21 protein-coding genes and 1 other RNA gene are annotated in these 23,721 nt (G+C 65.7%); 14 read left to right on the top strand and 8 right to left on the bottom strand.

Translation table 11 applies throughout. The features are described 5' to 3' along the window. Positions 1-38: 38 nt before the first annotated feature. A complete protein-coding gene (locus tag AB7245_RS35210; protein WP_085405122.1) occupies positions 39-1,703 on the bottom strand; it encodes an aminotransferase class III-fold pyridoxal phosphate-dependent enzyme in 1,665 nt (554 codons plus the stop codon). A gap of 35 nt (positions 1,704-1,738) precedes the next feature. Between AB7245_RS35210 and asd the strand changes: the two genes are divergently transcribed. Both asd and AB7245_RS35200 read left to right on the top strand, forming a co-directional pair. Continuing rightward, on the top strand, positions 1,739-2,602 hold the full coding sequence (asd, locus tag AB7245_RS35205) for an archaetidylserine decarboxylase (RefSeq protein ID WP_028153179.1): 864 nt from the start codon (positions 1,739-1,741) through the stop codon (positions 2,600-2,602). A 67-nt stretch (positions 2,603-2,669) separates the two neighbouring features. Further along, positions 2,670-3,233 (top strand): NUDIX hydrolase, encoded by a 564-nt coding sequence (locus AB7245_RS35200; RefSeq protein ID WP_085405121.1) that lies wholly within the window; start codon positions 2,670-2,672, stop codon positions 3,231-3,233. Between the two features lie 301 nt (positions 3,234-3,534). Here the strand turns inward: AB7245_RS35200 and AB7245_RS35195 are convergent, their stop codons facing one another. Beyond that, positions 3,535-4,998, bottom strand: coding sequence for a FecR domain-containing protein (locus AB7245_RS35195; RefSeq protein WP_167767975.1), 1,464 nt, complete (start codon positions 4,996-4,998; stop codon positions 3,535-3,537). 314 nt (positions 4,999-5,312) lie between these two features. After that, positions 5,313-6,089 (bottom strand): DUF2147 domain-containing protein, encoded by a 777-nt coding sequence (locus AB7245_RS35190; RefSeq protein ID WP_085399258.1) that lies wholly within the window; start codon positions 6,087-6,089, stop codon positions 5,313-5,315. 190 nt (positions 6,090-6,279) lie between these two features. Here AB7245_RS35190 and AB7245_RS35185 point away from each other — a divergent pair, with 190 nt between their 5' ends. The 4 genes from AB7245_RS35185 to AB7245_RS35170 all read left to right on the top strand — a co-directional run bounded on the left by AB7245_RS35185 (position 6,280) and on the right by AB7245_RS35170 (position 9,758). Continuing rightward, positions 6,280-7,140 (top strand): DUF2147 domain-containing protein, encoded by an 861-nt coding sequence (locus AB7245_RS35185; protein ID WP_085399259.1) that lies wholly within the window; start codon positions 6,280-6,282, stop codon positions 7,138-7,140. A 149-nt stretch (positions 7,141-7,289) separates the two neighbouring features. Beyond that, positions 7,290-7,622: a hypothetical protein gene (locus tag AB7245_RS35180; protein ID WP_085399260.1), complete on the top strand. Its 333-nt coding sequence runs from the start codon at positions 7,290-7,292 to the stop codon at positions 7,620-7,622. 341 nt (positions 7,623-7,963) lie between these two features. Further along, on the top strand, positions 7,964-9,169 hold the full coding sequence (locus tag AB7245_RS35175; protein ID WP_135214108.1) for an extensin-like domain-containing protein: 1,206 nt from the start codon (positions 7,964-7,966) through the stop codon (positions 9,167-9,169). Position 9,170: 1 nt separating this feature from the next. After that, positions 9,171-9,758, top strand: a complete 588-nt coding sequence (locus AB7245_RS35170; protein WP_085399262.1) for a histidine phosphatase family protein — start codon at positions 9,171-9,173, stop codon at positions 9,756-9,758. A gap of 18 nt (positions 9,759-9,776) precedes the next feature. On the opposite strand, the gene AB7245_RS35165 is transcribed toward AB7245_RS35170, so the two are convergent. Beyond that, the gene (locus tag AB7245_RS35165; protein WP_085399263.1) at positions 9,777-10,118 is read right to left on the bottom strand and encodes a DUF6665 family protein; all 342 of its coding nucleotides are present in this window, start codon (positions 10,116-10,118) and stop codon (positions 9,777-9,779) included. A 54-nt stretch (positions 10,119-10,172) separates the two neighbouring features. Further along, complete coding sequence (locus AB7245_RS35160; RefSeq protein WP_085399264.1) at positions 10,173-10,808, bottom strand: TetR/AcrR family transcriptional regulator; 636 nt, start codon at positions 10,806-10,808, stop codon at positions 10,173-10,175. Between the two features lie 200 nt (positions 10,809-11,008). Between AB7245_RS35160 and AB7245_RS35155 the strand changes: the two genes are divergently transcribed. The 5 genes from AB7245_RS35155 to AB7245_RS35135 all read left to right on the top strand — a co-directional run bounded on the left by AB7245_RS35155 (position 11,009) and on the right by AB7245_RS35135 (position 19,063). After that, the gene (locus AB7245_RS35155) at positions 11,009-12,319 is read left to right on the top strand and encodes an HlyD family secretion protein (protein WP_085399265.1); all 1,311 of its coding nucleotides are present in this window, start codon (positions 11,009-11,011) and stop codon (positions 12,317-12,319) included. Positions 12,320-12,348: 29 nt separating this feature from the next. After that, positions 12,349-13,932 (top strand): DHA2 family efflux MFS transporter permease subunit, encoded by a 1,584-nt coding sequence (locus tag AB7245_RS35150; protein WP_085399266.1) that lies wholly within the window; start codon positions 12,349-12,351, stop codon positions 13,930-13,932. A 496-nt stretch (positions 13,933-14,428) separates the two neighbouring features. Next, positions 14,429-16,228 carry an ABC transporter ATP-binding protein gene (locus AB7245_RS35145; protein ID WP_085399267.1) on the top strand — a complete coding sequence of 600 codons (1,800 nt, stop codon included), beginning with the start codon at positions 14,429-14,431 and terminating at the stop codon, positions 16,226-16,228. A 57-nt stretch (positions 16,229-16,285) separates the two neighbouring features. After that, positions 16,286-17,692 carry an MATE family efflux transporter gene (locus AB7245_RS35140; protein WP_085399268.1) on the top strand — a complete coding sequence of 469 codons (1,407 nt, stop codon included), beginning with the start codon at positions 16,286-16,288 and terminating at the stop codon, positions 17,690-17,692. Between the two features lie 90 nt (positions 17,693-17,782). Then, complete coding sequence (locus AB7245_RS35135; protein ID WP_085399269.1) at positions 17,783-19,063, top strand: O-antigen ligase family protein; 1,281 nt, start codon at positions 17,783-17,785, stop codon at positions 19,061-19,063. On the opposite strand, the gene AB7245_RS35130 is transcribed toward AB7245_RS35135, so the two are convergent. Further along, positions 19,060-19,803, bottom strand: coding sequence for a sulfite exporter TauE/SafE family protein (locus AB7245_RS35130; protein ID WP_071910378.1), 744 nt, complete (start codon positions 19,801-19,803; stop codon positions 19,060-19,062). The genes AB7245_RS35135 and AB7245_RS35130 overlap by 4 nt on opposite strands. A gap of 231 nt (positions 19,804-20,034) precedes the next feature. On the opposite strand from AB7245_RS35130, the gene AB7245_RS35125 reads away from it, so the two are divergent. Next, entirely contained in the window at positions 20,035-20,295 is a 261-nt protein-coding gene (locus AB7245_RS35125) for a hypothetical protein (protein WP_085399270.1), read from the top strand. Between the two features lie 7 nt (positions 20,296-20,302). On the opposite strand, the gene AB7245_RS35120 is transcribed toward AB7245_RS35125, so the two are convergent. After that, positions 20,303-21,673, bottom strand: coding sequence for a PLP-dependent aminotransferase family protein (locus AB7245_RS35120; protein WP_167767958.1), 1,371 nt, complete (start codon positions 21,671-21,673; stop codon positions 20,303-20,305). Positions 21,674-21,722: 49 nt separating this feature from the next. On the opposite strand from AB7245_RS35120, the gene AB7245_RS35115 reads away from it, so the two are divergent. Both AB7245_RS35115 and AB7245_RS35110 read left to right on the top strand, forming a co-directional pair. Next, positions 21,723-22,181, top strand: a complete 459-nt coding sequence (locus AB7245_RS35115; protein WP_071910384.1) for a DUF983 domain-containing protein — start codon at positions 21,723-21,725, stop codon at positions 22,179-22,181. Between the two features lie 72 nt (positions 22,182-22,253). Continuing rightward, the gene (locus tag AB7245_RS35110; protein WP_085399286.1) at positions 22,254-22,967 is read left to right on the top strand and encodes an alpha/beta fold hydrolase; all 714 of its coding nucleotides are present in this window, start codon (positions 22,254-22,256) and stop codon (positions 22,965-22,967) included. Positions 22,968-23,134: 167 nt separating this feature from the next. Here the strand turns inward: AB7245_RS35110 and rnpB are convergent. Further along, positions 23,135-23,614, bottom strand: an RNA gene (gene rnpB, locus AB7245_RS35105) — RNase P RNA component class A. Positions 23,615-23,721 lie beyond the last annotated feature (107 nt).

Below are 23,721 nucleotides of genomic sequence, written 5' to 3'. Positions count from 1 at the left end.
AAGGGAGGGCGGTGCTCGGGGTTAAGAGTGGGAAAGCCTCAGCGCCCAAAACGCTTGGCCAGCATCTCTTTCAAAATCTGCCGCTTGATATTCTTGTTGGTGAGCACGCCGTCGTGCCACCAGAAGCCGTCGGCCTTCATCTTCTCGGCCGCGCGGACGAAGCGCTCGGCGACCTCGGTGAAATCGGCGTCGGTGTAGTTCAGGCTGAAGATCAGCCGTCCGGTGCCGACCCAGCTCAGCGACAGGCCTTCGGCGCGCAGGTAATATTGCAGCATCCAGTTGTAGCGGGACGGGGTGGTGTACTTCACCGTCCAGATCGACGAGAAGTTGGCGAACCGCACCGGCAGGTTGGCATCGGTCATCATCTGGTTGAGCTTTTGCGCACGGCCGTTCCAGGTCGTGTCCAGGCCGTCGTAGATGGCACGGAAGTTCGGGCTGGCAAGCCGGCTCAAGAACTCGTCCATCGCCGTCATGACGTAGGGATGCGAGTTGAAGGTGCCGCGGGCGAAGCAGATGTCGGCGGGACGATCGTCGCGGAAGCGGCGCATCAATTCCTTCTTGCCGCAGACGACGCCGACCGGCAGGCCGCCGGCAAGGCTCTTGCCGTAGGTCACCATGTCGGCCTTGACGCCAAAGTACTCCTGGGCGCCGCCGGCGGCGAGACGGAAGCCGACGAAGACCTCGTCGAAGATCAGCGCGATGCCGCGCTCGGTGCAGACTTCGCGCAGCTTCTTCAGCCACTCGGTATACGCCGCGCGGTCAAAGTTTCCGCCGCGGGAGGAATCGACCAGCGAGGAATCGCCGGGCGCGTTGCCGTTCGGATGCAGGCCCTGCAACGGATTGACCAGCACGCAGGCGATGTCCTTGCGCGTGCGCAGCACGTGCAATGTCTTCTCGGACATCTCGGCGAGGGTGTAGGTCTCGTGCGCGGGAATCGGATTGCCGACGCCGGGCTGTACGTCGCCCCACCAGCCGTGATAGGCGCCGGCGAAACGAACGAGATGCGTGCGCTTGGTGTGGTAGCGCGCAAGCCGCACCGCCTGCATGACGGCCTCGGTGCCGGACATGTGGAACGAGACTTCGTCGAGGCCCGAGATCTGGCAGAGCCGCTGCACATTCTCGAGGATGACGGGATGGTAGGGGCCGAGCACGGGGCCGAGTGCATGCGCGCGCTTCTCCGAGCCCTCGATGCACTCCTTGTAGAAGTCGTTGCCGAAGATGTTGACGCCGTAGGACCCGGTGAGGTCGTAAGAGGTGTTGCCGTCGACATCCGTGACGGTGACGCCGCTGGACGATTCCATGAAGGTCGAGGTGCCCAGATGCTCGCGGACGAGGCGCGAGAACTGGAACGGCACGCGGTAGGTTTCGGTGAAGTGCAGGTCGGAGATCTTTTCCGCCGCTTCCTTCGTCATCGCGCGGCCCCTGGGGTAGCGCTCGGCGTAGAGGCCGGCGAGGCGGAAGAAGGCGTCCTTGCGCTGCTTCACCACGTTATCAGGCGCGCCGTCGCAGCCGAAATACTGATCGCCCTCGAACTCGTAGAACGGGAGCAGCTTGGCCACCCGGCGCGACATCTTGGAGTGCCCGGCGAGCGACCGGTGCTTGGCGCGGGAGAGTGCGATGCGCGCCTTGAGCTTCGGGAAGGCGGCGGCAGCGGACGCTGCGGCGGCCACGGAAAATGAGAGAATCGGGAGTGTCGTTTCCATGACAACAAGCGCTAATACTGCGAGCTGACAGATTCATGACAGTCAAAGCCCTCATCGCCTCTTTCACCCAGCAGGAAGACCTCAACTTCCTGTTGACCAACCGCATCCCCCGCGCGGCCCTGACCCGCTTCATGGGCCGGTTCTCCAAGATCGAGAATCCCCTGGTCCGGGACTTCTCGATCGCGCTGTGGAAGCTGTTTTCCGACCTCGATCTGTCGGAGGCGCGCAAGACCCACTTCAAGAGCCTGCACGACTGCTTCACCCGGGAGCTCAAGCCGGGGCTGCGGCCCTTCGATCCAGACCCTTCCATTGTCGCCAGCCCCTCGGACGGCATCGTTGGCGCCCATGGCCGGATCGCCGACACCGAGCTGTTCCAGGTCAAGGGTGCGCCCTATTCGCTGCTCGACCTGCTCGGTGACTCAGCGCTCGTGGATCAGCACCGCAACGGAAGCTTCGTCACGCTGCGGTTGACCTCGAGCATGTATCACCGCTTCCATGCGCCCTATGATGCGCATATCGAACGCGTCACGCTGATCCATGGCGACGTCTGGAACGTCAATCCGATCGCGCTGAAGCGGGTCGAGCGCCTGTTCTGCAAGAACGAGCGCGCGGTGATCCGCACGCATTTGTCGACCGGCGAAGCCGTGACGCTGGTGCCGGTCGCCGCGATCCTGGTCGCGAGCATCCGCCTGCACTTCCTCGACATGGTGCTGAACGCGCAGACTCGCGGCCCGGTCAATTTCCCCTGCGACGTCAACGTGACCAAGGGCGAGGAGCTCGGCTGGTTCGAGCACGGCTCCACCATCATCATCCTGGCGCCCGGTGATTTCAACTTCTGCGACGGCATCGGCGAGGGCACCCGCATTCGCGCAGGTCAAGCGCTGTTGAAGAAGAACTAGCCTTCAATCCGCCGCGTCGGCAGCCTATATCGTCGGCGGGCCGATTGGATCGACACGGAATCTTGTGATGGCGCGGGCGCCGGTGATGGCGGCGGGTGGTATTGTGCTGCGGCGTGGCGCGCCGCCGCTGGTTGCGGTCGTGCGCCAGCGCAAGCGCAACGAATGGGTTTTGCCCAAGGGCAAGCTCGACGACGGCGAGACGCCGAAGGAAGCCGCGCACCGCGAGGTGCTGGAAGAGACCGGCCACGATGTGGCCATCCACGAATTCCTCGGCACGCTCGTCTACCAGTCGGGAGGGCGCTCCAAGGTCGTGCATTTCTGGCGCATGGAGGCCGAGGGCGGTCCCGTTCGCAAGCTGATGAACGACATCAAGGCGGTCGACTGGCTGACGCTGGAGGATGCGCTCGCGCGCCTGTCGCGCGAATATGAGCGCGCGTTCCTGGTGCAGGTCGGTCCGATCGCGCTCGCGGCGGCCGGGCTGGCGTCTACGCCGGTGCCCGAGCCGGCGCCAGCAACCGACGACATCGATGCAGCTTTGCAAACCCTGACACCCGCTGAAGTCGCCTCAGTCGACGAGCTGCGTCATGGCCTGTTGCAGAAGGTGAAGGCCTGGTTGCGCGGCGAAGCGTGAGTTGTCTTTACGCTGCTTTGCTCGCGAGTTTGGAAACATCCGCGAGCTAGCAAGTTTGTGGGAGCCTTAGTTCCCTCCAAGTCGTCATTGCGAGCGCAGCGAAGCAATCCAGAGTCTCTCCGCGGAAAGATTCTGGATTGCTTCGCTTCGCTCGCAATGACGGAGGAGAGGGCCGCGCACTCGACGTCGACCCTCATGGTGAGGAGCGCGCGTCGCGCGTCTCGAACCATGCGGCCCGACTGTGGCCTCGCCCTTCGAGATGCTTGCTTCGCAAGCTCCTCAGGGTGAGGGGAGGCACCGTTCACCGCCGCTCTTTCTTCTCCTTCGGAGCGGGCGCCGGTCTGCGCGGTGCTGCGGGACGTTGCGCGGCGGGGAGGCGCTGCTGGAATCCGCCCTGGCGCTGGATGCCGCCTGGCTGCTGAGCCGCAGGCGGCTGGCCCGGCTGCAATCCGGTGCGCGGCGTTTGCGGCTGCGGCGCCGTGCCCGGCTGTGACGGCACGACTCCGCCGGGCTGCGCCGGGGTCTGTCCGTTTCGCTGTGGCTGCGTCTGCAACGCGCCGCCGGGCTGCGTGCCTTGTCCAGTACGCGGCGCACCTGCCGGCTGTCCCGCACCTTGCTGCTGACCTGGTTGCTGCTGGCCCTGCTGCTGCTGGCCTCGCTGCTGCTGACCCTGGCCCGCGCGCGGCGTACCCGGTTGCACGGCGCCGCCTTGTCCTTGCCGCTGCGGCGACTGCGCGCCCTGGCGGCCCGGCGTGCCCGGCTGCTGCTGGCCCGGACGGTTGTTCTGGCCGGGCTGGCCGTTCGGCCGCTGCGGCTGCTGACCGGGTGCTGTCGCCGGCCGCAATTGCTGCTGCTGCGGTGGCTGGGTCGGCCGCGGAATGCGGCTGATTGCGGTCGGATTGGCACGGCGGAAGTCGCGCTGCTCGGTGACGATCTGCCGGCCCGTGGTCTGCGCCAGATGCACCTGGCTGACGAAGCCGCGGTCGCGCGTGATCTGCTGCGGAGCGATCGTGATCGGCACGGCGGCAAAGCGCATGCCGCCTGTGCCTCCGGCGCCCGGGCGGATCGCAAAACCGCTTGCGGCCTGCGTCAAGGCGCCGAGTCGCGTGCCGCTGGTGCGATCGTTGACCTCGATGTGGCCGACCCGGCCGTCGGCGTCGGGATAGAGCTTGATGTTGACGTTATTCGCAGCACTGGCCGCCGCGCCTTCGGGAACGTCGACGACGCCGGTGGTGCCGCGGATGCCGAGCGTTGCGGTCGGCGTCGCGATCTTCATGTCGCCGGTCTTCGCCACGGCTGCTGCAACGAAGGCAACGGTGCCCTTGCCGATGTCGAAGATCGCCGAATTTTGCTTGCCGCCGTCCTCATAGACGTAATTGTCGATGGTGATCTTCGCGCTGGCGGAGAGGTTGAACGTGGTGGCGTCGTTGAAGGTGATGCCGAGCGAGGAGTTCGACGAGGTCTGCACGACGTCGTTGAGATAGATGTCGTCGCGCACGCGCAGCGGATACGAGTTCCTGTCGCGGACCACGGTCGCGATCCCCGTCACGGTCGCGACGTTGCCGATGGGCTCGACGGCGGCGGGTTGCGCGTCCGTGGCGGGCGCAGGTGAAGCCGACGGCGTCGGGGAGGGGGCGGGCGTTGGCTGCGCCTGGGGCTGGGCCTGCGCAAGCTCGATTGCATCGGATGCGAGCGCCACGCTCGCGCCGGCCAGCGGCAACGCCAGCAACGGAAGCGCAAAGACGAAGCGGCGCCAAGCCACCATTGATGTCACGAGGAAGTCCCGGTGAGAACGCGAGGCGAGATCGGCCGATATCAGCTGGGGTTAGCTGAATGGTGGATGAACATGTGTCGCATGGACGGGGCGAACGTTCAAACGACCTGCGATACGAGCGAATGAGCTCGGCCCTCTCTACTGCGTCATGGCCGGGCTTGTCCTGGCCATCCACGTCTTAACGCGCGTTACCGGGAACGTGGATGCCCGGGCCTTCGCCTCGCCGAAGCGGCTTCGGCCGCGCAGGCGGGACAAGCCCGGGCATGACGATCATTGTGCACCTGTCGAGGATGACATCGTTGATGTCAGCTGACGCGCTTCCAGGTCTGGCCGCCGCAGAACATGCCGCCGAAGGCGCAGCCCTGCACGCGCATCGCATTCGGGCCCTTCATCGCGATCGTGGAGTCGTAGTTGCGGCCGGAGTCGGGATCGTGGATGCGGCCGCTCCACTTCGCGCCGTCGGGCTTCATGTTGATCAGGATGCGCTCGTTGGACTTCATGGCGTAACCGCAGAGATTGGCGCCGCAATGTTCGACGCGGACATTGCCCTTGTTCTCTTCGGTCGCCCAGACGCCGATCGGCGTATTGGCGGCCGACGCCGGCGCGGCGGCCACCGGAGCCGGAGCGGGCGCAATCGCGACCGGTGCAGGCGCGGCAACGGGAGCCGCGGCGGGCGCGGTCTGCGCGGTGTTGTCGTAGCCGGCGGCCGGAGCGGCGGCAACAGTCGGAGCCGCGGGGGTGGCGACAGCAGGCGCGGCCGCCTGCACCGGCACCTGTTGCACGGGCTGCTGCTGCACCGGAGCCGGCGCCGGCTGTGCGGTCGTCGTGGACGGAGCTGGCGTGGTGTCGTCGTCGTCGTCCTTGGAGCCGCCGAGGCCCTTGAGATTGATGTTGTTCAGCTTGATCGGCTTGTCCGACAGGCCCGGCGCAACGATCGTCACGCAGTCGAGCGAGGCGCAGTTGCGCGGCGTCTCGATGCGGATGTGCTGGCCTTCGATCTGGAACGCAATCGAGTTGCCGGCATGCGCGGCGGCGGTCGAAGCGAGGAAGAGCGCGGTGGCGGCGATGGTGAGCTTGTTCATGGCAACCTCTGAAAATTGTGCCGGTCTGAACTGGTGTCGCTGGTGGATGAAGCGTGGTTCGACCCTACGCCGGGCCTGTCCCGACTTCTGTGATGGACGTCACAACGATCCGTGCCGGCTGGGTGAGGCAGCGCACATTCAGCGGCGGGTCGTCCTGCGTAACCTCGTGGCGACACAGAGGGAGGCACCGATGAAGCGGCTTGCGACATCGCTTGGCACATTGATCGCTTTGGTGGCGATGGCGTCTTCAGCGCATGCCGGTGCCTACACCTTCTCGATCGGCGGCCACCGGTTTCATGTCGAGGCGCCGCGGAATTGCCGGTCTGCTTCCTGTGTGTCGGTTTCATCCAATCGCAGCCTCCGGCGGACGATCGATGCCGATACGACACCTGCTCCGCTGCCCGTAGTCGCGCCGTCGCAACCGGCTTGTCCGGCAGCTCCGGTCAGGCCGGCGCCAGCGGCCGTCGTCGTGGCACCACCCGCGCCGCCCGCCCCCGTCATGGCCGCGGCCACATCGCAGCCCGTTGTCTTGCCGCCGCCAAGACTCGAGGCGCCGAGCCCCAATCCGCCGAGAGTTGAGCTGCCGCGCATGGATCCGCCGAAGACGGTCATGCTCGATCCGCCGCGCATGGAGGTGACGGCCGTCGCTCCGAGGCCCGACGAGACTTCATCGATCGCCCAGCGCAGCGATGACGAGCCGGCTTATTCGCCGCTCGGCGAATGGGAGAGCCCAGGCGCGAAGGGCACGGTTCGCGTCGAACGCTGCGGCGCCGCGCTGTGCGGCTATGCGCTGACCGAAGCCTCGAGCCGGGGCGAAAGCGTGCTCGTCAACATGAAGCCGAAAACGCACGATTCCTGGACCGGCAGCATCTACAGCCGTTCCAGCGGCAGCACCTATTATGGGACGATGACGCTGACGGCTTCCGGCAGGCTTCGCGTCGAAGCCTGCGCGCTCGGCCGCTTCTGGTGCTCCGGCAACGACTGGACGCGCGTCGAGGAGCGGCAGCAGAAGGTGATCACGACATCACAGCAGTGGGGGGCAAGGTCGTAGTCTTTCGCGGGCAGGCGTGCTGCTTACCCTCTCCCGCAAGGGGAGAAGGAAAAGAAAGATCCCCTGTCCAATTTGTAATCGTCCCGCACCGAACCTGCATCTCGCTTGCACGCGACCGATGGCTGACGACGCATGCAAGGAGAGCCACCATGAAACGTCTCGGCCTCATCGCCGCGCTGCTGATCGGCAGCGCGGTCCCGGCCCACGCCGACACCGACATCTGGAACAACAGGCTGAAGCAGCAGCGCGGCGACGATGCGCTGCATGTCGACAGCGCGTTCTGCGACGCGCAACTCGGCGCGCCGCAGAACGGCACGGCGACTTCGGCGCAATACAAGCGCTGCATGCGGACGCGGGGCTGGCGCTTCAGTCATACGGTTCGCGAGAAGGACGACGGCTATCCCGATCCTGATAATCCCGGTCTCGTCTGCCACGACTTCAAGATTGGCGGCGTCACGGGATCGTCCTGTTCGAATTTCTGAGCACGGCAATAGGCCCGGCGGCCGGATGATCCGGCGCCGCCGGGCAAGCCCGTGATGCGGTCGGTGATGTCTCTAGATCATGCCGAGCACGATGGCGCCGACAAAGGCCATGGCGAGGCACGCGGTGATAACGCTCAGTCTCCCGGCGAACGTCATAAGGTCGCTCCCGCTGCTGTCCCCCGTGCGAGCGCATCATGGTTAACAGAGAGTCTCTCTCCGAAAAAGTCAGCCTTGCTTCCGCTGCTGCCTGGCGGCGTACGCGCGTGCGTGCCGGTATGGTTAAAGAACACTGAAATCAACACGTTGAAGAGTCTTTAAGTAAATTCACCGAACGTGCGTGCATGACGCGCGGAGTTCGTTTGTATCTCGTCGGCTCCATCGTCCTTGTTTCGCTTGCGGGTTGCGGACGCGGCTTTTTCCAGGCCGAACGCGAACCGTGGCGGGCCGAGGCCGAAGCCGCATGCCTGAAATCGGGCGCGGTGAAAGAGGGGCCGGATCTCGTCCGCATCGAGCCGATCTCGGGCCCCGGCATGTGCGGCGCCGAGTTCCCGTTGAAGGTCGCCGCCATCGGCGAAGCCTCGGGCAGCTATGGCTTTGCCGACGAGGAACTGCGTCCGCCGGGGAGTGTCGGCGGCCAGCCGCGATGGCCGGTGACGCAGCCGCGATCGAACCCTCCGCAGAGCCAGAACTATCCGTCATCCTCCTATCCGCAGCGGTCGAACTATCCCGAGAGCGCGGTGCGCCAGCCCTCCGGCTACGGCAACGCGCCCGGCCCGATGTCGCTGAACGCGCCCGGCGTGGCCCAGCAAGAGGACGAAATCGACCTGCCGCCCGAAGGCACCGACGCCGCGGGCGCCGCACGCTACATGAATGCGCCGAGCTATCCGGCGCGGCCGGCGCCGTACTCGCAGGCGCCCGCGCAGCAACCTTTGCCGCGTCTTGGTCCGGCGCAGGGCAATCCCGTCATCGCCGTCGGCCCCGTCGCGATCAAGCCGACCGCGACGCTCGCCTGTCCGATCGTGTCCGAGCTCGATCGCTGGCTCGCCGACACCGTGCAGCCATCGGCGATGCGCTGGTTCGGCGCCCGCGTCGTCGAGATCAAGCAGATCTCCGCCTATTCCTGCCGCGGCATGAACGGCAACTCGCACGCCCACATTTCCGAGCACGCCTTCGGCAACGCGCTCGACATCGCCGCCTTCGTGCTCGCCGACGGCCGCCGCGTCACCGTGAAGGACGGCTGGCGCGGCATGCCGGAAGAGCAGGGGTTTTTGCGCGACGTGCAGTCGGGCGCGTGCGCGCATTTCACCACGGTGCTGGCGCCGGGCTCGAACGTCTATCACTACGATCATATCCACGTGGATCTGATGCGCCGCGCCAGCCGCCGCCTGATCTGCCAGCCCGCCGCCGTCTCGGGCGACGAGGTCGCCGGCCGCGCCCAGCAGCGCAACCCTTACGCCGGTCGGCGTGATCCCTATGTCACGGGCTCGCTCGGAACGCGCAAGAGCGCGACGCGCAAGCAGGAAGAGGACGAGTACGCCGACGAGTAAGATGCCCGCCGATATCGTCCGCTATCTCACCCATCCGCAGGTGCAAATAGATCCCACGGTGCCCGTGCCGCAATGGGGCCTGAGTTCGGTCGGTCGCGCGCGCACTGAGACCGCGGCGAATGCGGGCTGGCTCGCGAGCACCACGCAGATCGTCTCGAGCGCCGAGCGCAAGGCGATCGAGACCGCGGAGATCATCGCGGGCCGCCTCGGACTCATGATCGAGATCCGCGAGGCCATGCATGAGAACGACCGTTCAGCGACCGGCTTCCTGAAACCGGCCGAGTTCGAGGAGGTCGCCGACCAGTTTTTCGCGCAGCCACATCTCAACGTCCGCGGCTGGGAGCGCGCCGTCGATGCGCAGGCGCGCATCGTGCGCGAGACCGAGGCGGTGCTATCCCGCAATCGCCCGGGCGACGTTCTCTTCGTTGGCCACGGTGCCGTCGGCACGCTGCTGTTCTGTCACCAAGCCGGTCATGCCATCGATCGCGTTCACGATCAGGCGGCCGGCGGCGGCAATTGCTTCGCATTCACCCGGGAGGGGCGCCGCGTCCTGCATGGGTGGCGCAAGATGGAAGAGATCGGGGCCTAGTCCCTGGGTGCCGGACAGTCACTTCGAGGCCGGCTTCGACGGTGCGGGGACCAGCCCCATGCACCGCTGCACCTCGCCCGGAACGTTGTAGGTCCGCATGATATGGCGGCTGTCGCGCAAGCCGGTCGCCTCCCGTTGCACCACGAGCATCCAGAGCGCCTGGCCGGCTTCCATCACCAGCTTGCGCCGCGCCGCTTGCATTGAGGCCGGCACTTCCGAGCGCGCGTGAGCGGCGTCGAATTCGCGCAGGCGCGCAAGACTCTGTTCGAGTGCACTGCCCATCCGTCCAAGCGCTGAGGCCTGTTCCTGGACGATCTCGTAATGGAGGATATCGACAGGCGGGCGAAGATCACGGGACATGGCGCTTAATATAATGCCGCGGCAGCGGGCTGCGCAACGAGTGGCACGCCGCTGCTACTTCGCGCGGTACGCCGCCAGAAACATCCGCGTCGCGCTGTCGACGACCTCGGTCATGCGCTCTTCCGACGGCGCAGGCGCGGCCTGGAAAACGAACGGCAGGAAGAGCGAGGCCTTGCACAGCTCCATGAACTGTGACGCTGCCAGATCGCAATCGTCGATCTTGAGGTCGCCGGAGGCGACATGGATTTTGAGATATTCGGAGAGCCGGTTGATGGTCTTGTCCAGCACGCGCAGATAATAGCGGCGGCCCACGTCAGGCATGCGCTCGGCGATCGCCATCACGGTGCGGATCGCCGAACCGCCGCCGGGCCGGCACAGCAGATGGATATAGGCCTGGCCAAAATCCTTCAGCGTGGTCTCGGCGTCGCGCGCGGGATCGAAATTGAAAACGACCTGGCCGTGCTGGAGCGCCTCCTGCTCGAGGATGGCTTCGAACAGCGCGCATTTGTCGGCGAAGTAGACGTAGAGCGTGCCCTTGGAGACCTGCGCCGCGCGCGCGATCTCGCCCATGCTGGCGCCGTCGAAACCGAGATCCATGAACACCTTGCGGGCTCCGTCCAGGATCTGGCGGCGCTTGGAGCTGTCCTCCTCTTGGACGACGTGGAGATGTTCGCGGCCGGCTACAACCATTGGTTCAGCGTCTCGGAAGGTTTCTGGATCGGGCCCGACCCATGAAACCCAAATAAAGGATTCGGGCCAGTAGGGTCCTGCCCGGGAATATTATCTATGTTGACCGAACCGTTCGGTCAATGATATTTGGAATGGGCGAAAGGGAACCGGCCGCAGGAGGGCCGTCCCTGGTCGCCGCTTTTTTTGTTGGGGAGGCCTTTATGGCCGTATCGAGAGACCAGGCTGCGCGCGTCCTTCGCCAGGAAGCGGTGGAGACGACGCCGGGGCATGCCGGCAGTGAAGCTGCGACCGAGAAATCCGTCGCCCTTGCCGAGCAGTTGCGCTCTCATGTGGCCGAGGAAACCAAGCGCCGCACCAATGAGGCGCCGGAGACGCCCGTGACCGACAAGCCGGCTGCACCCGCTGCCGCCGACGCGCCGAAGCCCGGCAAGCGCAAATTCGTCCTGATGGGTGTTGGCCTCGTGCTGGCGCTCGCGGCCGCGAGCTATGCCGGCTACTACACGCTGGTCGGCCGCTTCTACGTCTCCACCGACGACGCCTATGTCCGCGCCAACAACACCATGCTGGGCGCGCGCGTTGCCGGCCACATCTCTTCGATCCTCGCCGGCGACAACACGACCGTGCGCGCCGGCGACGTCGTCTTCCGCATCGATGACGGCGACTATAAGATCGCGGTCGATGCCGCCGCGACCAGGATCGCGACCCAGCAGGCCACCATCGATCGCATCGGCCGCCAGATTGCAGCGCTCGACAGCCAGGTTGCACAGGCCAAGGCGCAGCTCGTCTCGGCCGAGGCGGGCCTCAAGCGCGCCGATCTCGATTATGAGCGCCAGCAGGCGCTGAGCAGCAAGGGCTTTGCTTCGCGCGCCACGTTCGAAAGCTCGGAAGCCGGACGCGACCAGGGCGCCGCCGCGGTCAAGGCCGCCCAGGCCGCCTACGACGTCGCGGTCAGCAATGTCCACGTCACCAAGGCGCAGCAGGCCGAAGCGCAGGCGCAGCTCGCCGAGCTCAAGACCTCGCTCGCCAAGGCCGAGCGCGATCTCGCCTTCACCGCGGTGCGCGCGCCGGTCGACGGCACGTTCTCGAACCGCCTGGTCAGCGCCGGCGACTTCGTCGCGGTCGGCCAGCGTCTCGGCAACATCGTGCCGCTCGACGACGTCTATATCGACGCCAATTTCAAGGAAACCCAGCTCAAGCGCATCCGTCCCGGCCAGCCGGTGACGATCAAGGTCGATGCCTACGGCATGCGCAAGTTCTCCGGAATCGTCGACAGCATCGCAGCGGGCTCCGGCTCGGTGTTCACGCTGCTGCCGCCCGACAACGCCACCGGCAACTTCACCAAGATCGTGCAGCGCGTGCCGGTCCGCATCCGCGTGCCGAAGTCGGTGGCGAAGCAGAACCTGCTCCGCGCCGGCATGTCGGTCTATGCGACCGTCGATACCAACAAGGGCGCCGCCGACGCCGACAGCGAGATCGATCTCGACGATCCCACCGCGATCCACCCGCAGTAGCCACAAATCGAGCGCTGCGAGGTCAGACCATGGCCAACGCCACCACCGCCTCACCCGCCATGATGGCGAACCCCGACTCGGAGCGCATCGCGCCGAAGCGGCTGTTCGCCTTCATCATCATGGTGTTCGGGATGTTCATGTCGATCCTGGACATCCAGATCGTCTCGGCGTCCCTCAGTGAAATCCAGGCAGGCCTGTCGGCAAGCTCCAGCGAGGTCGCCTGGGTCCAGACCGCCTATCTGATCGCCGAGGTGATCGCGATCCCGCTGTCGGGCTTTTTGTCGCGCGCTTTCGGCACGCGGCTGCTGTTCGCGATCTCGGCCGCGGGCTTCACCGCCTCGAGCCTGCTCTGCGGCTTCGCCACCACGATCGAGGAGATGATCCTCTGGCGTGCCCTTCAGGGCTTTTTGGGCGCCGGCATGATCCCGACCGTGTTCGCCTCGGCCTATACTGTATTCCCGCGCTCCAAATTCCACATCGTCGGTCCCATCATCGGGCTTGTTGCGACCCTGGCTCCCACGATCGGCCCGACGGTCGGCGGCTACATCACCGATCTGATGTCGTGGAACTGGCTGTTCTTCATCAACGTCGTGCCCGGCATCGGCATTACGCTGGGCGTGCTGGCGCTGGTCGATTTCGACGAGCCGCATTTCGAGCTGCTCGACCGCTTCGACTGGTGGGGCCTGCTCTTCATGGCCGGCTTCCTCGGCACGCTGGAATATGTGCTGGAGGAAGGTCCGCAACATGAGTGGATGCAGGACACGTCCGTCGCGATCTGCGCCTGGATCTGCGCGGTCTCGGCGATCGCCTTCTTCTGGCGCGTGTTCACCGCGGCCGAGCCGATCGTCAATTTGCGCACCTTCTCCAACCGCAATTTCGCGGTCGGCTGCGTCCTGCAGTTCTGCATCGGTATCGGGCTCTACGGCCTGACCTACATCTATCCGCGCTACCTCGCCGAAGTGCGCGGCTACAGCGCGCTGATGATCGGCGAGACCATGTTCGTCTCGGGCATCACCATGTTCCTGGTCGCGCCGCTGGTTGGCCGTCTCATGGTGAAGGTCGACATGCGCTACATGATCGCGTTCGGCCTCATCGTGTTCGCGATCGGCTCCTACCAGATGACCTGGATCACGCGCGACTACGATTTCTACGAGCTGCTGGTGCCGCAGATCCTGCGCGGCATCGGCATGATGTTCGCGATGGTGCCGACCAACAACATCGCGCTCGGAACGCTGGCGCCCGACAGGGTGAAGAACGCCTCCGGCCTGTTCAACCTGATGCGCAATCTCGGCGGCGCGGTCGGCCTTGCCGTCATCAACACCGTGCTCAACAACCGCACCGATTTGCACATCACCCGCCTTCAGGAGCGGGTGACCTGGGGCAATGCGACCGCGACCGAAACCCTGACCATGTTCATGCAGAAATTCCAGGGGCTCGGCGATTCCACGCTGATGGCGATGAAGCAGCTCAGCCAGATCGTGCACCGCCAGGCCGTGGTGATGAGCTTTGGCGACGCCTTCTTCGCGCTGACGCTGTTCTATCTCGGCCTCAGCCTGCTGGTCACGCTGCTGAGCAAACCGGCCTCGATGACCGGTGGCGGCGACGCGCATTAGGCAAGCGGCTTACGAGGTGTCATCGCCCGCGGAGGCGGGCGATCCAGTACTCCGCAGCGGAAGTTGTGTGAGCTAACTATCGCCGCGGAGTACTGGATGCCCCGGTCAAGCCGGGGCATGACAGCGGAGATTGAGGCGGCGGCGATGCCGGACCAAGGCGCCACGCACCAAATTGCAACACTCGTCCATGAATTCGCGGGGGCCCCGTTGCAAACCGGAAACGATACATCTATAAAGCGCACCTCATTCAATCGAGCCAGGGAGAGATTTGCATGATTTCGTCGCACTCGCAGATCGTACGCCCGCGTTCGATGTTCTGGTTCGGTATGTCGGCGGCCTGTTAGAGGCCTCTTCCGCCAGATTCGATCGGGTCACGAGTCCCGATCTCTCCACTTCCCAAGTCAAAATCAGTTGTGAGTGACGCCGGTCAGCCCTCCGTGGCGGACTTGCGTCCGTCGATGGAGCCGGCCTGCGCCGAAAGCGGCCGGATAATGTCATGACCTCTCTGTCAAAAAGGCCCGCGGCCATACGCGTGGTGCTGCCCTTCGTATTCCGGCACTGGCTGAAGCAGCCCGGACGCGGCCTGATCGTGGCCGGCGGCCTGCTGGGCGCAACCATCGCCGACCTGTTCATGCCGGTATTCTCCGGACATCTGGTCGATGCGCTGACGCGCGGCTCGTCCGATCCCGACGCGCGCCGCGCGGCGCTGGTTGCGTTCGGCGCCATCGTGGCGCTCGGAGCGGCGTCCGTGGTGCTGAGGTTGATCGGTCTCCAGGCGATCGTCCCGTTCACGCTCAAGATCATGTCGGATGTCGCCCAGGAGGCCTTCACGCGCGTGCAGCGCTTCTCGACCGACTGGCACGCCAACTCCTTTGCCGGCTCCACGGTGCGCAAGGTCACCCGCGGCATGTGGGCGCTCGACCTGCTCAACGACACCATCCTGATGGCGTTGGCGCCGTCTCTGCTGGTGTTGATCGGCTCCATGGTCCTGATCGGCCTGCACTGGACGTCGCTCGGCGCGGTGATCGCGGTGGGCGCGCTTTTCTACGTCGCCATCACCGTGCTGTTCTCGACGCGCTACATCGCGCCGGCCGCGCGCGTCTCCAACGCCTGGGACACCAAGGTCGGCGGTACGCTGGCGGACGCGCTGACCTGCAACGCCGTAGTGAAATCCTTCGGCGCCGAAGCGCGCGAGGATACGCGGCTCGCCCGCGTCATCAACCGCTGGCGCGTGCGCGTGCGGCGGACCTGGTTTCGCTACAACTACACGGCCATGGCGCAGCTCTCGCTGCTGCTATGCCTGCGTGCGTCCGTGATCGGCGGCGCGGTGCTGCTGTGGATGTCCGGGCACGCGTCGCCCGGTGACGTCACCTATGTGCTGACGAGCTACTACGTCATCCACGCCTATCTGCGCGACGTCGGCATGCACATCAACAACCTCCAGCGCTCGGTCAACGACATGGACGAATTGGTGGCGATCCATGGCGAGCCGATCGGGATTGCCGATGCGGCCAGTGCGCGACCGATCGCGATCGAGGCCGGCGAGATCGTATTCGACGACGTCACGTTCCACTATGGCGGCCATCGCGCGCCACTGTATGACGGACTGTCGGTCACGATCCGCGCCGGCGAGCGCGTCGGCCTGGTCGGCCGCTCCGGCTCCGGCAAGACGACCTTCGTCAAGCTGGTGCAGCGGCTGTACGACGTCTCCGGTGGTCGCGTGCTGATCGACGGGCAGGACATCGCGCTCGCTACGCAGCAATCGCTGCGCAGCCAGATCGCGATCGTGCAGCAGGAGCCGATCCTGTTCCACCGCACGCTTGCGGAGAACATCGCCTATGGCCGGCCCGGTGCCAGCCTGGAGGCGATCGAGCACGCGGCGCGGCTGGCGAACGCGCACGACTTCATCCTGCGCCTGCCGAAGGGCTACGGCACGTTGGTTGGCGAGCGTGGCGTGAAGCTGTCGGGCGGCGAGCGGCAGCGCGTGGCGCTGGCGCGCGCCTTCCTGGCGGATGCGCCGGTGCTGATCCTGGACGAGGCGACCTCGAGCCTCGATTCGGAATCGGAGGCGCTGATCCAGCAGGCGATGGAGCGGCTGATGAAGGGCCGGACCTCGATCGTGATCGCGCACCGGCTGTCGACGGTGCGCAGCCTCGATCGGATCCTGGTGTTCGACCGCGGCGAGATCGTCGAGCAAGGCACCCATGCCATGCTCGCGAGCAAGCCCGGCGGCATCTATCGCGGTCTGTTCGAGCGCCAGGTGGTGGAGCTCGGGCGCATCGCGGCGGCGGAATGAGAGGCGCGCGGCAGCGGGACGAAAGTCCCGCGGTCACGCCGTTAAGGATGGAATGAGATGAAGGACCTGACGCGCGGCTCCATCGTGAGCCACATCCTGAGCATGGCGCCTCCGATCGTGGTCGGCATGATCACGATCATGATCTGTCAGCTCGTCGATCTGTATTTCGTCTCGGGTCTGGGCGAGGCGGCGATCGCCGGCGTCGCGGCGGCCGGTAATGCGGGCTTTCTGGTCAACGCGCTGATGCAGGTGCTCGGCGTCGGCACGGTTGCGCTGATGGCGCACGCCGTGGGGCGGAAGGACCGCGACGACGCCAATCTGGTCTTCAACCAGTCGGTCGTCCTGTCGGTGCTGTTCGGGATCCTGACATTGGTCGCGGGCCTCGCGCTGTCGCGCCCCTACATGCGCGCGGTTGCAGCCGACGAAGCTACGGTCGAAGCCGGTACCGTTTATCTGCTCTGGTTTATGCCGGCGCTGGCGCTGCAATTCGCCACGCAAGTGATGGCTTCCGCATTGCGGGCGACCGGCATCGTGCGGCCGAGCATGCTGGTGCAGGCGCTGGCCGTGGTCATCAACATCGCGCTGGCGCCGGTCCTGATCACGGGCTGGGGCACCGGACATGCGCTCGGTGTCGCCGGTGCCGGCCTTGCCAGCTCGATCGCCGTCTTCGTCGGCGTGCTGATGCTGTTCGGCTATTTCCTCAAGCTGGAGCGCTACGTCGCGTTTCACCCCGAGCAGTGGCGGCCGCAGCTGCGGCAGTGGAAGAGAATCCTCAATGTCGGCCTGCCCGCAGGCGGGGAATTTGCGATGATCTTCATCATCATGGCCGTGGGCTATTACGTGCTGAGCATTTTTGGCCCGGCGGCGCAGGCGGGGTTTGGCATCGGGACGCGTCTCCTCGGGCTGATCCAGATGCCGGCGCTCGCCATCGCCCTCGCTGCAGGGCCCATCGCCGGCCAGAATTTCGGCGCCGGCAATGGAGCACGTGTGCGGGAGACCTTTGTCAAGGCGTCGCTTATCGCGACCGCCGTGATGATTGTCTTCATGATACTCGCGCAGTTCGCGCCCGGTCTGTTGCTTGCCGGCTTCTCCAGGGATCAGGAGACGATGGCGGTTGCGTCGCTGTTTCTGCGCCTCGTCTCGCTCAACATGGTGGCGCAGGGGCTGATCTTTACTTGCTCCAGCATGTTTCAGGGGCTTGGCAACACCAAGCCGGTGTTGTGGACCTCGGCGACGCGGGTTCTCACCTATTCCCTGCCGTCGATCTGGCTCTCGACGTGGCCGGGCTTCCGGATGGAGCATGTCTGGTATTTGTCGATCGCGACGACCACGCTACAGGCCGCCCTGAGCGTGTGGCTGTTGCTCCGGGAGTTCAGAAAGCGCCTTGCGCTGCCGGCACAGGAGAAGGTCGCGAAGCCGGCAAATCCCGAGCCGGTTGTGCCTCCAATGCGCGAGCCCGCGTAGCAGATTGAACGGACGCGCGCTTGTCGCCCACCCACGGCTCCGGCTAGTTTGCCGCGCCGTGGGTGGGCCGCGAATCTGCAAGGGACAGCAATGACCGAGGTGTTGAACGAGCAAGGACGAGCGTCCTGGCTCTCCGCGATCTGGGCGGCGCGCTACCGCACACCGGCCCGCTTCGTCGCGCTGGTCGCGTTGCTGCTGCCCTGGAGCACCACCGGCGTGACTTTTGCGCTCGTGCCCTGGCTGATCGCCTTTGCTTTCATCGACCTTCGCGAACTCCCGCGCTCGCTGCTGCGCCCGATCTGCCTGCTGCCGATCGCGCTGTTCGTGCTGGCACTCGTCGGCACGCTCTGGTCGGTTGCGCCCTGGGCCGAGCGGCTGCACGCGCTCGGGCCGCCGGCAAAACTGCTGGTGATCCCGCTGCTGATCTACCAGTTCGAGCGCTGGCCCTACGGCAAATGGGTTTTTGCGGCGTTCCTGGTCTCCTGCACGCTGCTCATGCTGTACTCCTTCACTGTCGCGATCGATCCCAGGCTCTCGCTGAAGCTCTATCTGTCGCGCGGGCCCTACCAGGTCGAGAGCGGGATCGCCGTGCGCAATTATATCGACCAGAGCCAGGAATTCGCGCTCTGTGCGATCGCGCTGGTGTACCCGATCGTGACGCTGGTCCAGCAGGGCCGCGTTCGGATCGCGGCGTTGTTCGCCGTATTGGCGCTCGGCTTCCTCGCCAACATGATGTTCGTCGTGGTCTCGCGCACGGCGCTGGTGACGCTGCCGGTCCTGCTCGTGGTGTTTGCACTGCTGCATCTGCGCTGGCGGGTGGCGCTCGTTGCCGGCGCTGCGACGGCGTTGATCGCCGTAGCGCTCTGGGCCGTCTCGCCGCATCTGCGCGCGACCGTCGGCAAGTTCCAGAGCGATTATGAAAGGAGCCTGGAGGCCGACAACAATTCGATTAGCGGCATGGGCTCGCGTCTCGAATACTGGCGGAAGTCCCTTGGGTTCATCGCCGACGCGCCGCTGATCGGCCACGGCACCGGCTCGATCCGCGGTCTGTTCGCCGGCGTGGCCGCCAATCCGCACGACGACCCGCTGCGCGGCGAGATCGTCAGCAACCCGCACAATCAGCCCCTGAGCAATGCCGTGCAGTGGGGGATGGTCGGCGTGCTGGTCCTCTACGCGCTGTGGATCGCGCACCTCTTGATGTTTCGCGGCGAGGGGCTAGCCTGCTGGATCGGTATGCTGGTCGTGGTGCAGAACATGCTGTCCTCACTGCTCAACACGCATCTGTTCGATTTCACCTCGGGCTGGATCTACGTGCTCGGTGTCGGCGTCGCCGGCGGCATGGCGCTCGCGGCGAAGAGGACGCGCACCTAAAGCGCGGCAATACTGTTCCAGACGAGGGTGAGGCCCGACAGGAACAACAGGCCGAGCACGACGTCGCCAAAATGCTTGTCGTTCAGTGCGTGATAGACGCGGGCGCCGGCCCAGGCGCCGATCAGCGTGCCCGGGAAGGCGACCAGCGCGAGCCAGACCACCTTGAATTCGACGAGACCCGACGCCGTCTGCAACACCAGCGCGGTCGCGAGCACGGTGAAATTGAAGAGCTGGAAGATGCCGCGCCGCTCGTGCTTGTTCCAGCCGCGGATATTGGCCCAGAGGATCGGCAGCGGCCCGGACAATCCGGCGAGGCCGCCGAGAATGCCGCCGGCAAAGCCGATCGCGCCGTCGGCAATGCGGCCACCGAACGTCACGGCGAGGGGCCTCTTGTTGAGATAGAGAGCGGTCGAAAAGATCAGGATCAGCACGCCGACGCTCAGCTTGAATACTTTTGGATCGGCGGAGGCGATCAGCATGGTGCCGAGCGGCACGCCGATCAGGCCCCCGATCAGGAACGGCCAGACCAGCGACAGGTCGAAACTCTTCCACATCGACGGCAGCGTCGAGGTCTGCGCGATCACCGAGCAGATCAGCACCAGGGGCACCGCGAGCGAGGGCGGCAGGACGTAGAGCCAGATGCCGAGCGCCATCAGCGCGGTCCCGAAGCCGGCCAGTCCCGAGACGAAGCCGCCGGCCAGCGCGCCGAACAGCAGCAGCGCATAAGTGAGCGTTTCCAACAGATTGTCCTTGTCGCAATGGGCGATCCCGAACTGTTGATCGCCAACGCCCGCATAGCACGGCTGCGGCCGTGCAGGTCAATTCCAAAACCGCACGCAAGCGTGATCCCCAACCGCGGGCTTTCGCCAAAGGCAGGCCTACATGATGACCATACTTCAATCCGGGGGCCTGCCCGACGCCATGATGCGCTCTCATTGGCCTTTCCCCGAACGAGATGATGGAGAACGACCATGACCCGCACGAAGATTGCCGTTGCAGCCGCGCTGCTGTCTGCGGCGGCCCTGATGCCGACGATGGCGCAGGCGCAGTTCTCCGAACCCGCGGCCTATCAGGCCGCCCATCCCGACCGCGATGTGCTGAACGGCGGCCAGCTCACGCCTGCGGCGCGCGCGGCTCGTGGCGAGACAGTGGCACCGAGCGAGGCCTATGCGGCTTATTCGTCAGGCGTGACGCCGGTCGTTCGCCCGCGCCACCGCCGTCACCACCGATAAGAAGAGCCTAGACGATCTGCCTCGTGTCGGCCGGCCTGTGCAGCGCGCCGACCAGGATGCGCAGCGCTTCCGTCAGCTCCGATCGATTGCGCGCGGCGCCGAGCGAGACGCGCGCGGCATGCGGCGGTGTTCCGTCCACGGTGAAAGCGTCGCCGGCGACGACTGCAAGTCCATTCCGCAACAGATGCGCGGCGACGTCGGGGCGGCCCTCCGGCAGCCGCAGCCAGAGATGATGGGCGGCGGGCTTGGCCAGGAATTGAATGCCTTTCAGCGCGCGCTGCGCAAGCTGCTGGCGGCCGATCGCCTCGTTGCGGATGGCGGTGATGATGCGATCGGCGATGCCGTTCTCGATCCAATGCGTCACCAGCGCGACCATCAGCGGCGCCGGCATCTGCACGGTGGCCTGCAGGCCGGCACGCATGTCGCGCTGCGCGGCGTCGTCGGGCGTCAAGAGATAGGCGACGCGCAGCGCCGGCGCGATGCATTTCGACAGCGTGGTCGCGAGATAGGTCCGCTCCGGAATGAGGTTTGCGATCGGCGATGCCGAACGGTCGAGCAGCCCATAGGCATCGTCCTCGATCAGCGCCGTATCGGCATCGCTGATGATCTTTGCGATGGCGTTGCGCCGCTCGGCGGAAAGCGTCGCGGTGGTCGGATTGTGCAGCGTCGGAATGAGATAGACGGCCTTCGGCCTGTGCGCGCGACAGGTCTTCGCCAGCGCATCGGGCAGGATGCCGCCATCATCCATGGCGACACCGACGAGCTTGACGCCGAGCCGCGCCGCGGCGGCCTTGATGCCGGGGAAGGTGAGGGCTTCCGTCAGCACGACGTCGCCGGGCCGCGCGAGCTGAGCGAGCAGGTTGAACAGGATCGTCTGCGTACCGGGAAAGATCACGAGCCTGTCGGCGTGTGCGTGCGAAACGCGTGCACGCATCCAGCGGGCCGCGACCTCGCGCTCATGCGCGCTGCCGCCGGGCGGCTGATAGTTGAGATGCGCCGTCAGGCCCGATTGCGCGCGGATGGCTTCCATCCCGGCAATGATCCGCTCATCGAGTTGCGCTTCGAGCGGATGCGGCGGCACGTTCATCGAGAGGTCGATCGCGACCGGGTGCGGCATGTCGACCGCGCGGCGCGCGCTGGTCTCGGATACGAATGAGCCTTGTCCGACCCGGGCTTCCATGATGCCGCGGCGCCGCGCCTCGGTGTAGGCACGCGTCACCGTGGTGAGGTCGATGCCGAGGGCCTTCGCCAGCGCGCGCTGCGTCGGCAGCTGCTGGCCGCGCACCAGCCGGCCCGCGGCGATGTCGGCCTCCATGGCCTCGACGATGCGCTGGTAGCGCGGCCCGCTCAGCTCCGAGATTGTAGGGGTCCAATCCATGCAATTTAGGCCCATATCCTTTGAATGTATGGATACAAGATATTATTGTATGGATCAGCGAAAAGGAAGAGGTGCTGTCATGGCAACCGGTTCAGTCTCTCTCACGAAGGCGATGTGGCGCGGCTTCTTGGGCAAGTGCCCGAACTGCGGCGAAGGACATATGTTCGGGCGCTTCCTGAAAGTGGCCGACAGCTGCGACCATTGCGGCGAGGAGCTGTTTCACCAGCGCGCCGATGACTTCCCGGCTTATCTGGTGATGGTCGTAGTCGGCCATCTCGTGGTGCCGGCGATCCTCGCGGTCGAGACGGCCTACGCGCCGGCGGTCTGGCTGCAACTGGCCGTGTGGTTGCCGGTAACGCTGTTCGCTTCGCTCGCGCTGCTGCAACCGACCAAGGGCGCCATCGTCGGCCTGCAATGGCAGATCGGCATGCATGGTTTTGAGGCGGGCAAGCTGCGCCGCGAGGCCGTCGCGCCCGTCCTCGTGAAGGTGAACACCCGCGCGGCCTGAGGGGCCGCAGCGTTTACATCGCGCGCGCGGCGGCTACACTCCATCGTAGAAACAAGAACGATGGAAATGCCGATGGCCGCACGCGCGAAGACTTTTCTGCTCTGTCATGGCGCATGGTCCGGCGGATGGGCCTGGAAGAAGATGCATCCGCTGATGGCGCAGGCCGGCCACCGCCTGGTGGCGCCGACCTTCACCGGGCTTGGCGAGCGCGCGCATCTGGCCAGTCCCGCGATCGATCTGGATACGCACATCCAGGACATCCTCAACGTCATCAAGTTCGAGGACCTCGACGACATCGTGCTGCTCGGCCACAGCTATGGCGGCATGGTCGCGACCGGTGTTGCCGACCGCGCGCGCGAGCGCGTCACGCAACTGATCTATCTCGACGCCTTCGTGCCGCGTGACGGCCAGTCGCTGTTCGATCTCAACGAGGGCGGCCGCGAGCCGATGCGCAAGGCGACTGCCGCGGGCGACGGCTACCGCATCCCGCCGAATCCACCGCCGCCGGATACGCCGCAGGCCGATCTCGACTGGCTCAATGCGCGCCGCATCAACATGCCGATCAAATGTTTCGAGACGAGGCTCAAGCTCGAGCATGGCGAGCCGGCGATGCCGCGCAGCTACATCTATTGCAGGCGCATTCCGCCGGGCGATGTGTTCGGGCAGTTCGCGAAGCGCACGAAGAACGAGGAGGGCTGGCGCTATTTCGAGCTCGATGCGAGTCATGCGCCGAACGTGACGGCGCCCGAGGCTTTGATGGGCGTGTTGAACGAGATTGTCGCTTAGTTCGCAGCCGTCATTCCGGGGCTCGCGAAGCGAGAGCCCGGAATCCATCAGGCGGCAGAGTCGGTGGATGAATGGATTCCGGGCTCGTGCTGCGCACGCCCCGGAATGACAGCCGGGTCAAAATGGTGAGGGGCTCGATGCGGTCAGCATCGAACCCCTCGTTGCAAGATATCAGCCGGCCTGTAAGCCGGGTTCTGTAAGGCACCGTCCGCTTGCGCGAACGATACGTGACGGCCATTCCTCTGGGACCATGTTTGCACATGGCCTCGAGCAACCTACCCGGACGGCGGGCCTGACATCGCCCCGCGGCGTTATCGCTTGCGCGAACAGCCCGCTACGCCGTCCCTATTCGGTTTTGCTCCCGGTGGGGTTTACCATGCCGGCTCCGTTGCCGGAGCCGCGGTGCGCTCTTACCGCACCTTTTCACCCTTACCTGCCTACGCAGCTTGCGCTGCTACGGCACGGCAGGCCCGAGGGCTTGCCGCGCCAGAGCCCCGAAGGGGCGTCGGCGGGCGGTTCGTTCTCTGTGGCACTTTCCCTGGGGTTGCCCCCGCCGGACGTTATCCGGCACCGTATGTCAAGGGAGCCCGGACTTTCCTCCCCGGCGGCCTTTCGGCACCTGCCGGAGCGGCCGTCCGGCCGACTGACCGGCTACGCATGGGGCATTTGTGACGGTTCCGTCAAGCAGAGATCGCCGCGCACGCCGGCTGCGAATAATTTATCCTGAACATGTCGTTGGGCGTGGGCCCGGTTC

It is taken from the genome of Bradyrhizobium sp. 604_D8_N2_3 (assembly GCF_051810765.1).
Taxonomy (GTDB): Bacteria; Pseudomonadota; Alphaproteobacteria; order Rhizobiales; family Xanthobacteraceae; genus Bradyrhizobium; species Bradyrhizobium barranii.
This window is presented reverse-complemented; position numbering and strand designations above follow the sequence as displayed.

Coding starts and splice junctions, on each gene's coding strand:
- AB7245_RS35210 (WP_085405122.1), bottom strand. CDS start 1,703: ATGGAAACGACACTCCCGATTCTCTCATTTTCCGTGGCCGCCGCAGCG.
- AB7245_RS35155 (WP_085399265.1), top strand. CDS start 11,009: ATGGCCGTATCGAGAGACCAGGCTGCGCGCGTCCTTCGCCAGGAAGCG.
- AB7245_RS35150 (WP_085399266.1), top strand. CDS start 12,349: ATGGCCAACGCCACCACCGCCTCACCCGCCATGATGGCGAACCCCGAC.
- AB7245_RS35135 (WP_085399269.1), top strand. CDS start 17,783: ATGACCGAGGTGTTGAACGAGCAAGGACGAGCGTCCTGGCTCTCCGCG.
- AB7245_RS35195 (WP_167767975.1), bottom strand. CDS start 4,998: ATGGTGGCTTGGCGCCGCTTCGTCTTTGCGCTTCCGTTGCTGGCGTTG.
- AB7245_RS35180 (WP_085399260.1), top strand. CDS start 7,290: ATGAAACGTCTCGGCCTCATCGCCGCGCTGCTGATCGGCAGCGCGGTC.
- AB7245_RS35140 (WP_085399268.1), top strand. CDS start 16,286: ATGAAGGACCTGACGCGCGGCTCCATCGTGAGCCACATCCTGAGCATG.
- AB7245_RS35170 (WP_085399262.1), top strand. CDS start 9,171: ATGCCCGCCGATATCGTCCGCTATCTCACCCATCCGCAGGTGCAAATA.
- AB7245_RS35165 (WP_085399263.1), bottom strand. CDS start 10,118: ATGTCCCGTGATCTTCGCCCGCCTGTCGATATCCTCCATTACGAGATC.
- AB7245_RS35175 (WP_135214108.1), top strand. CDS start 7,964: ATGACGCGCGGAGTTCGTTTGTATCTCGTCGGCTCCATCGTCCTTGTT.
- AB7245_RS35115 (WP_071910384.1), top strand. CDS start 21,723: ATGGATCAGCGAAAAGGAAGAGGTGCTGTCATGGCAACCGGTTCAGTC.
- AB7245_RS35160 (WP_085399264.1), bottom strand. CDS start 10,808: ATGGTTGTAGCCGGCCGCGAACATCTCCACGTCGTCCAAGAGGAGGAC.
- AB7245_RS35110 (WP_085399286.1), top strand. CDS start 22,254: ATGGCCGCACGCGCGAAGACTTTTCTGCTCTGTCATGGCGCATGGTCC.
- AB7245_RS35120 (WP_167767958.1), bottom strand. CDS start 21,673: ATGGATTGGACCCCTACAATCTCGGAGCTGAGCGGGCCGCGCTACCAG.
- AB7245_RS35185 (WP_085399259.1), top strand. CDS start 6,280: ATGAAGCGGCTTGCGACATCGCTTGGCACATTGATCGCTTTGGTGGCG.
- AB7245_RS35125 (WP_085399270.1), top strand. CDS start 20,035: ATGACCCGCACGAAGATTGCCGTTGCAGCCGCGCTGCTGTCTGCGGCG.
- AB7245_RS35145 (WP_085399267.1), top strand. CDS start 14,429: ATGACCTCTCTGTCAAAAAGGCCCGCGGCCATACGCGTGGTGCTGCCC.
- asd (WP_028153179.1), top strand. CDS start 1,739: ATGACAGTCAAAGCCCTCATCGCCTCTTTCACCCAGCAGGAAGACCTC.
- AB7245_RS35200 (WP_085405121.1), top strand. CDS start 2,670: ATGGCGCGGGCGCCGGTGATGGCGGCGGGTGGTATTGTGCTGCGGCGT.
- AB7245_RS35190 (WP_085399258.1), bottom strand. CDS start 6,089: ATGAACAAGCTCACCATCGCCGCCACCGCGCTCTTCCTCGCTTCGACC.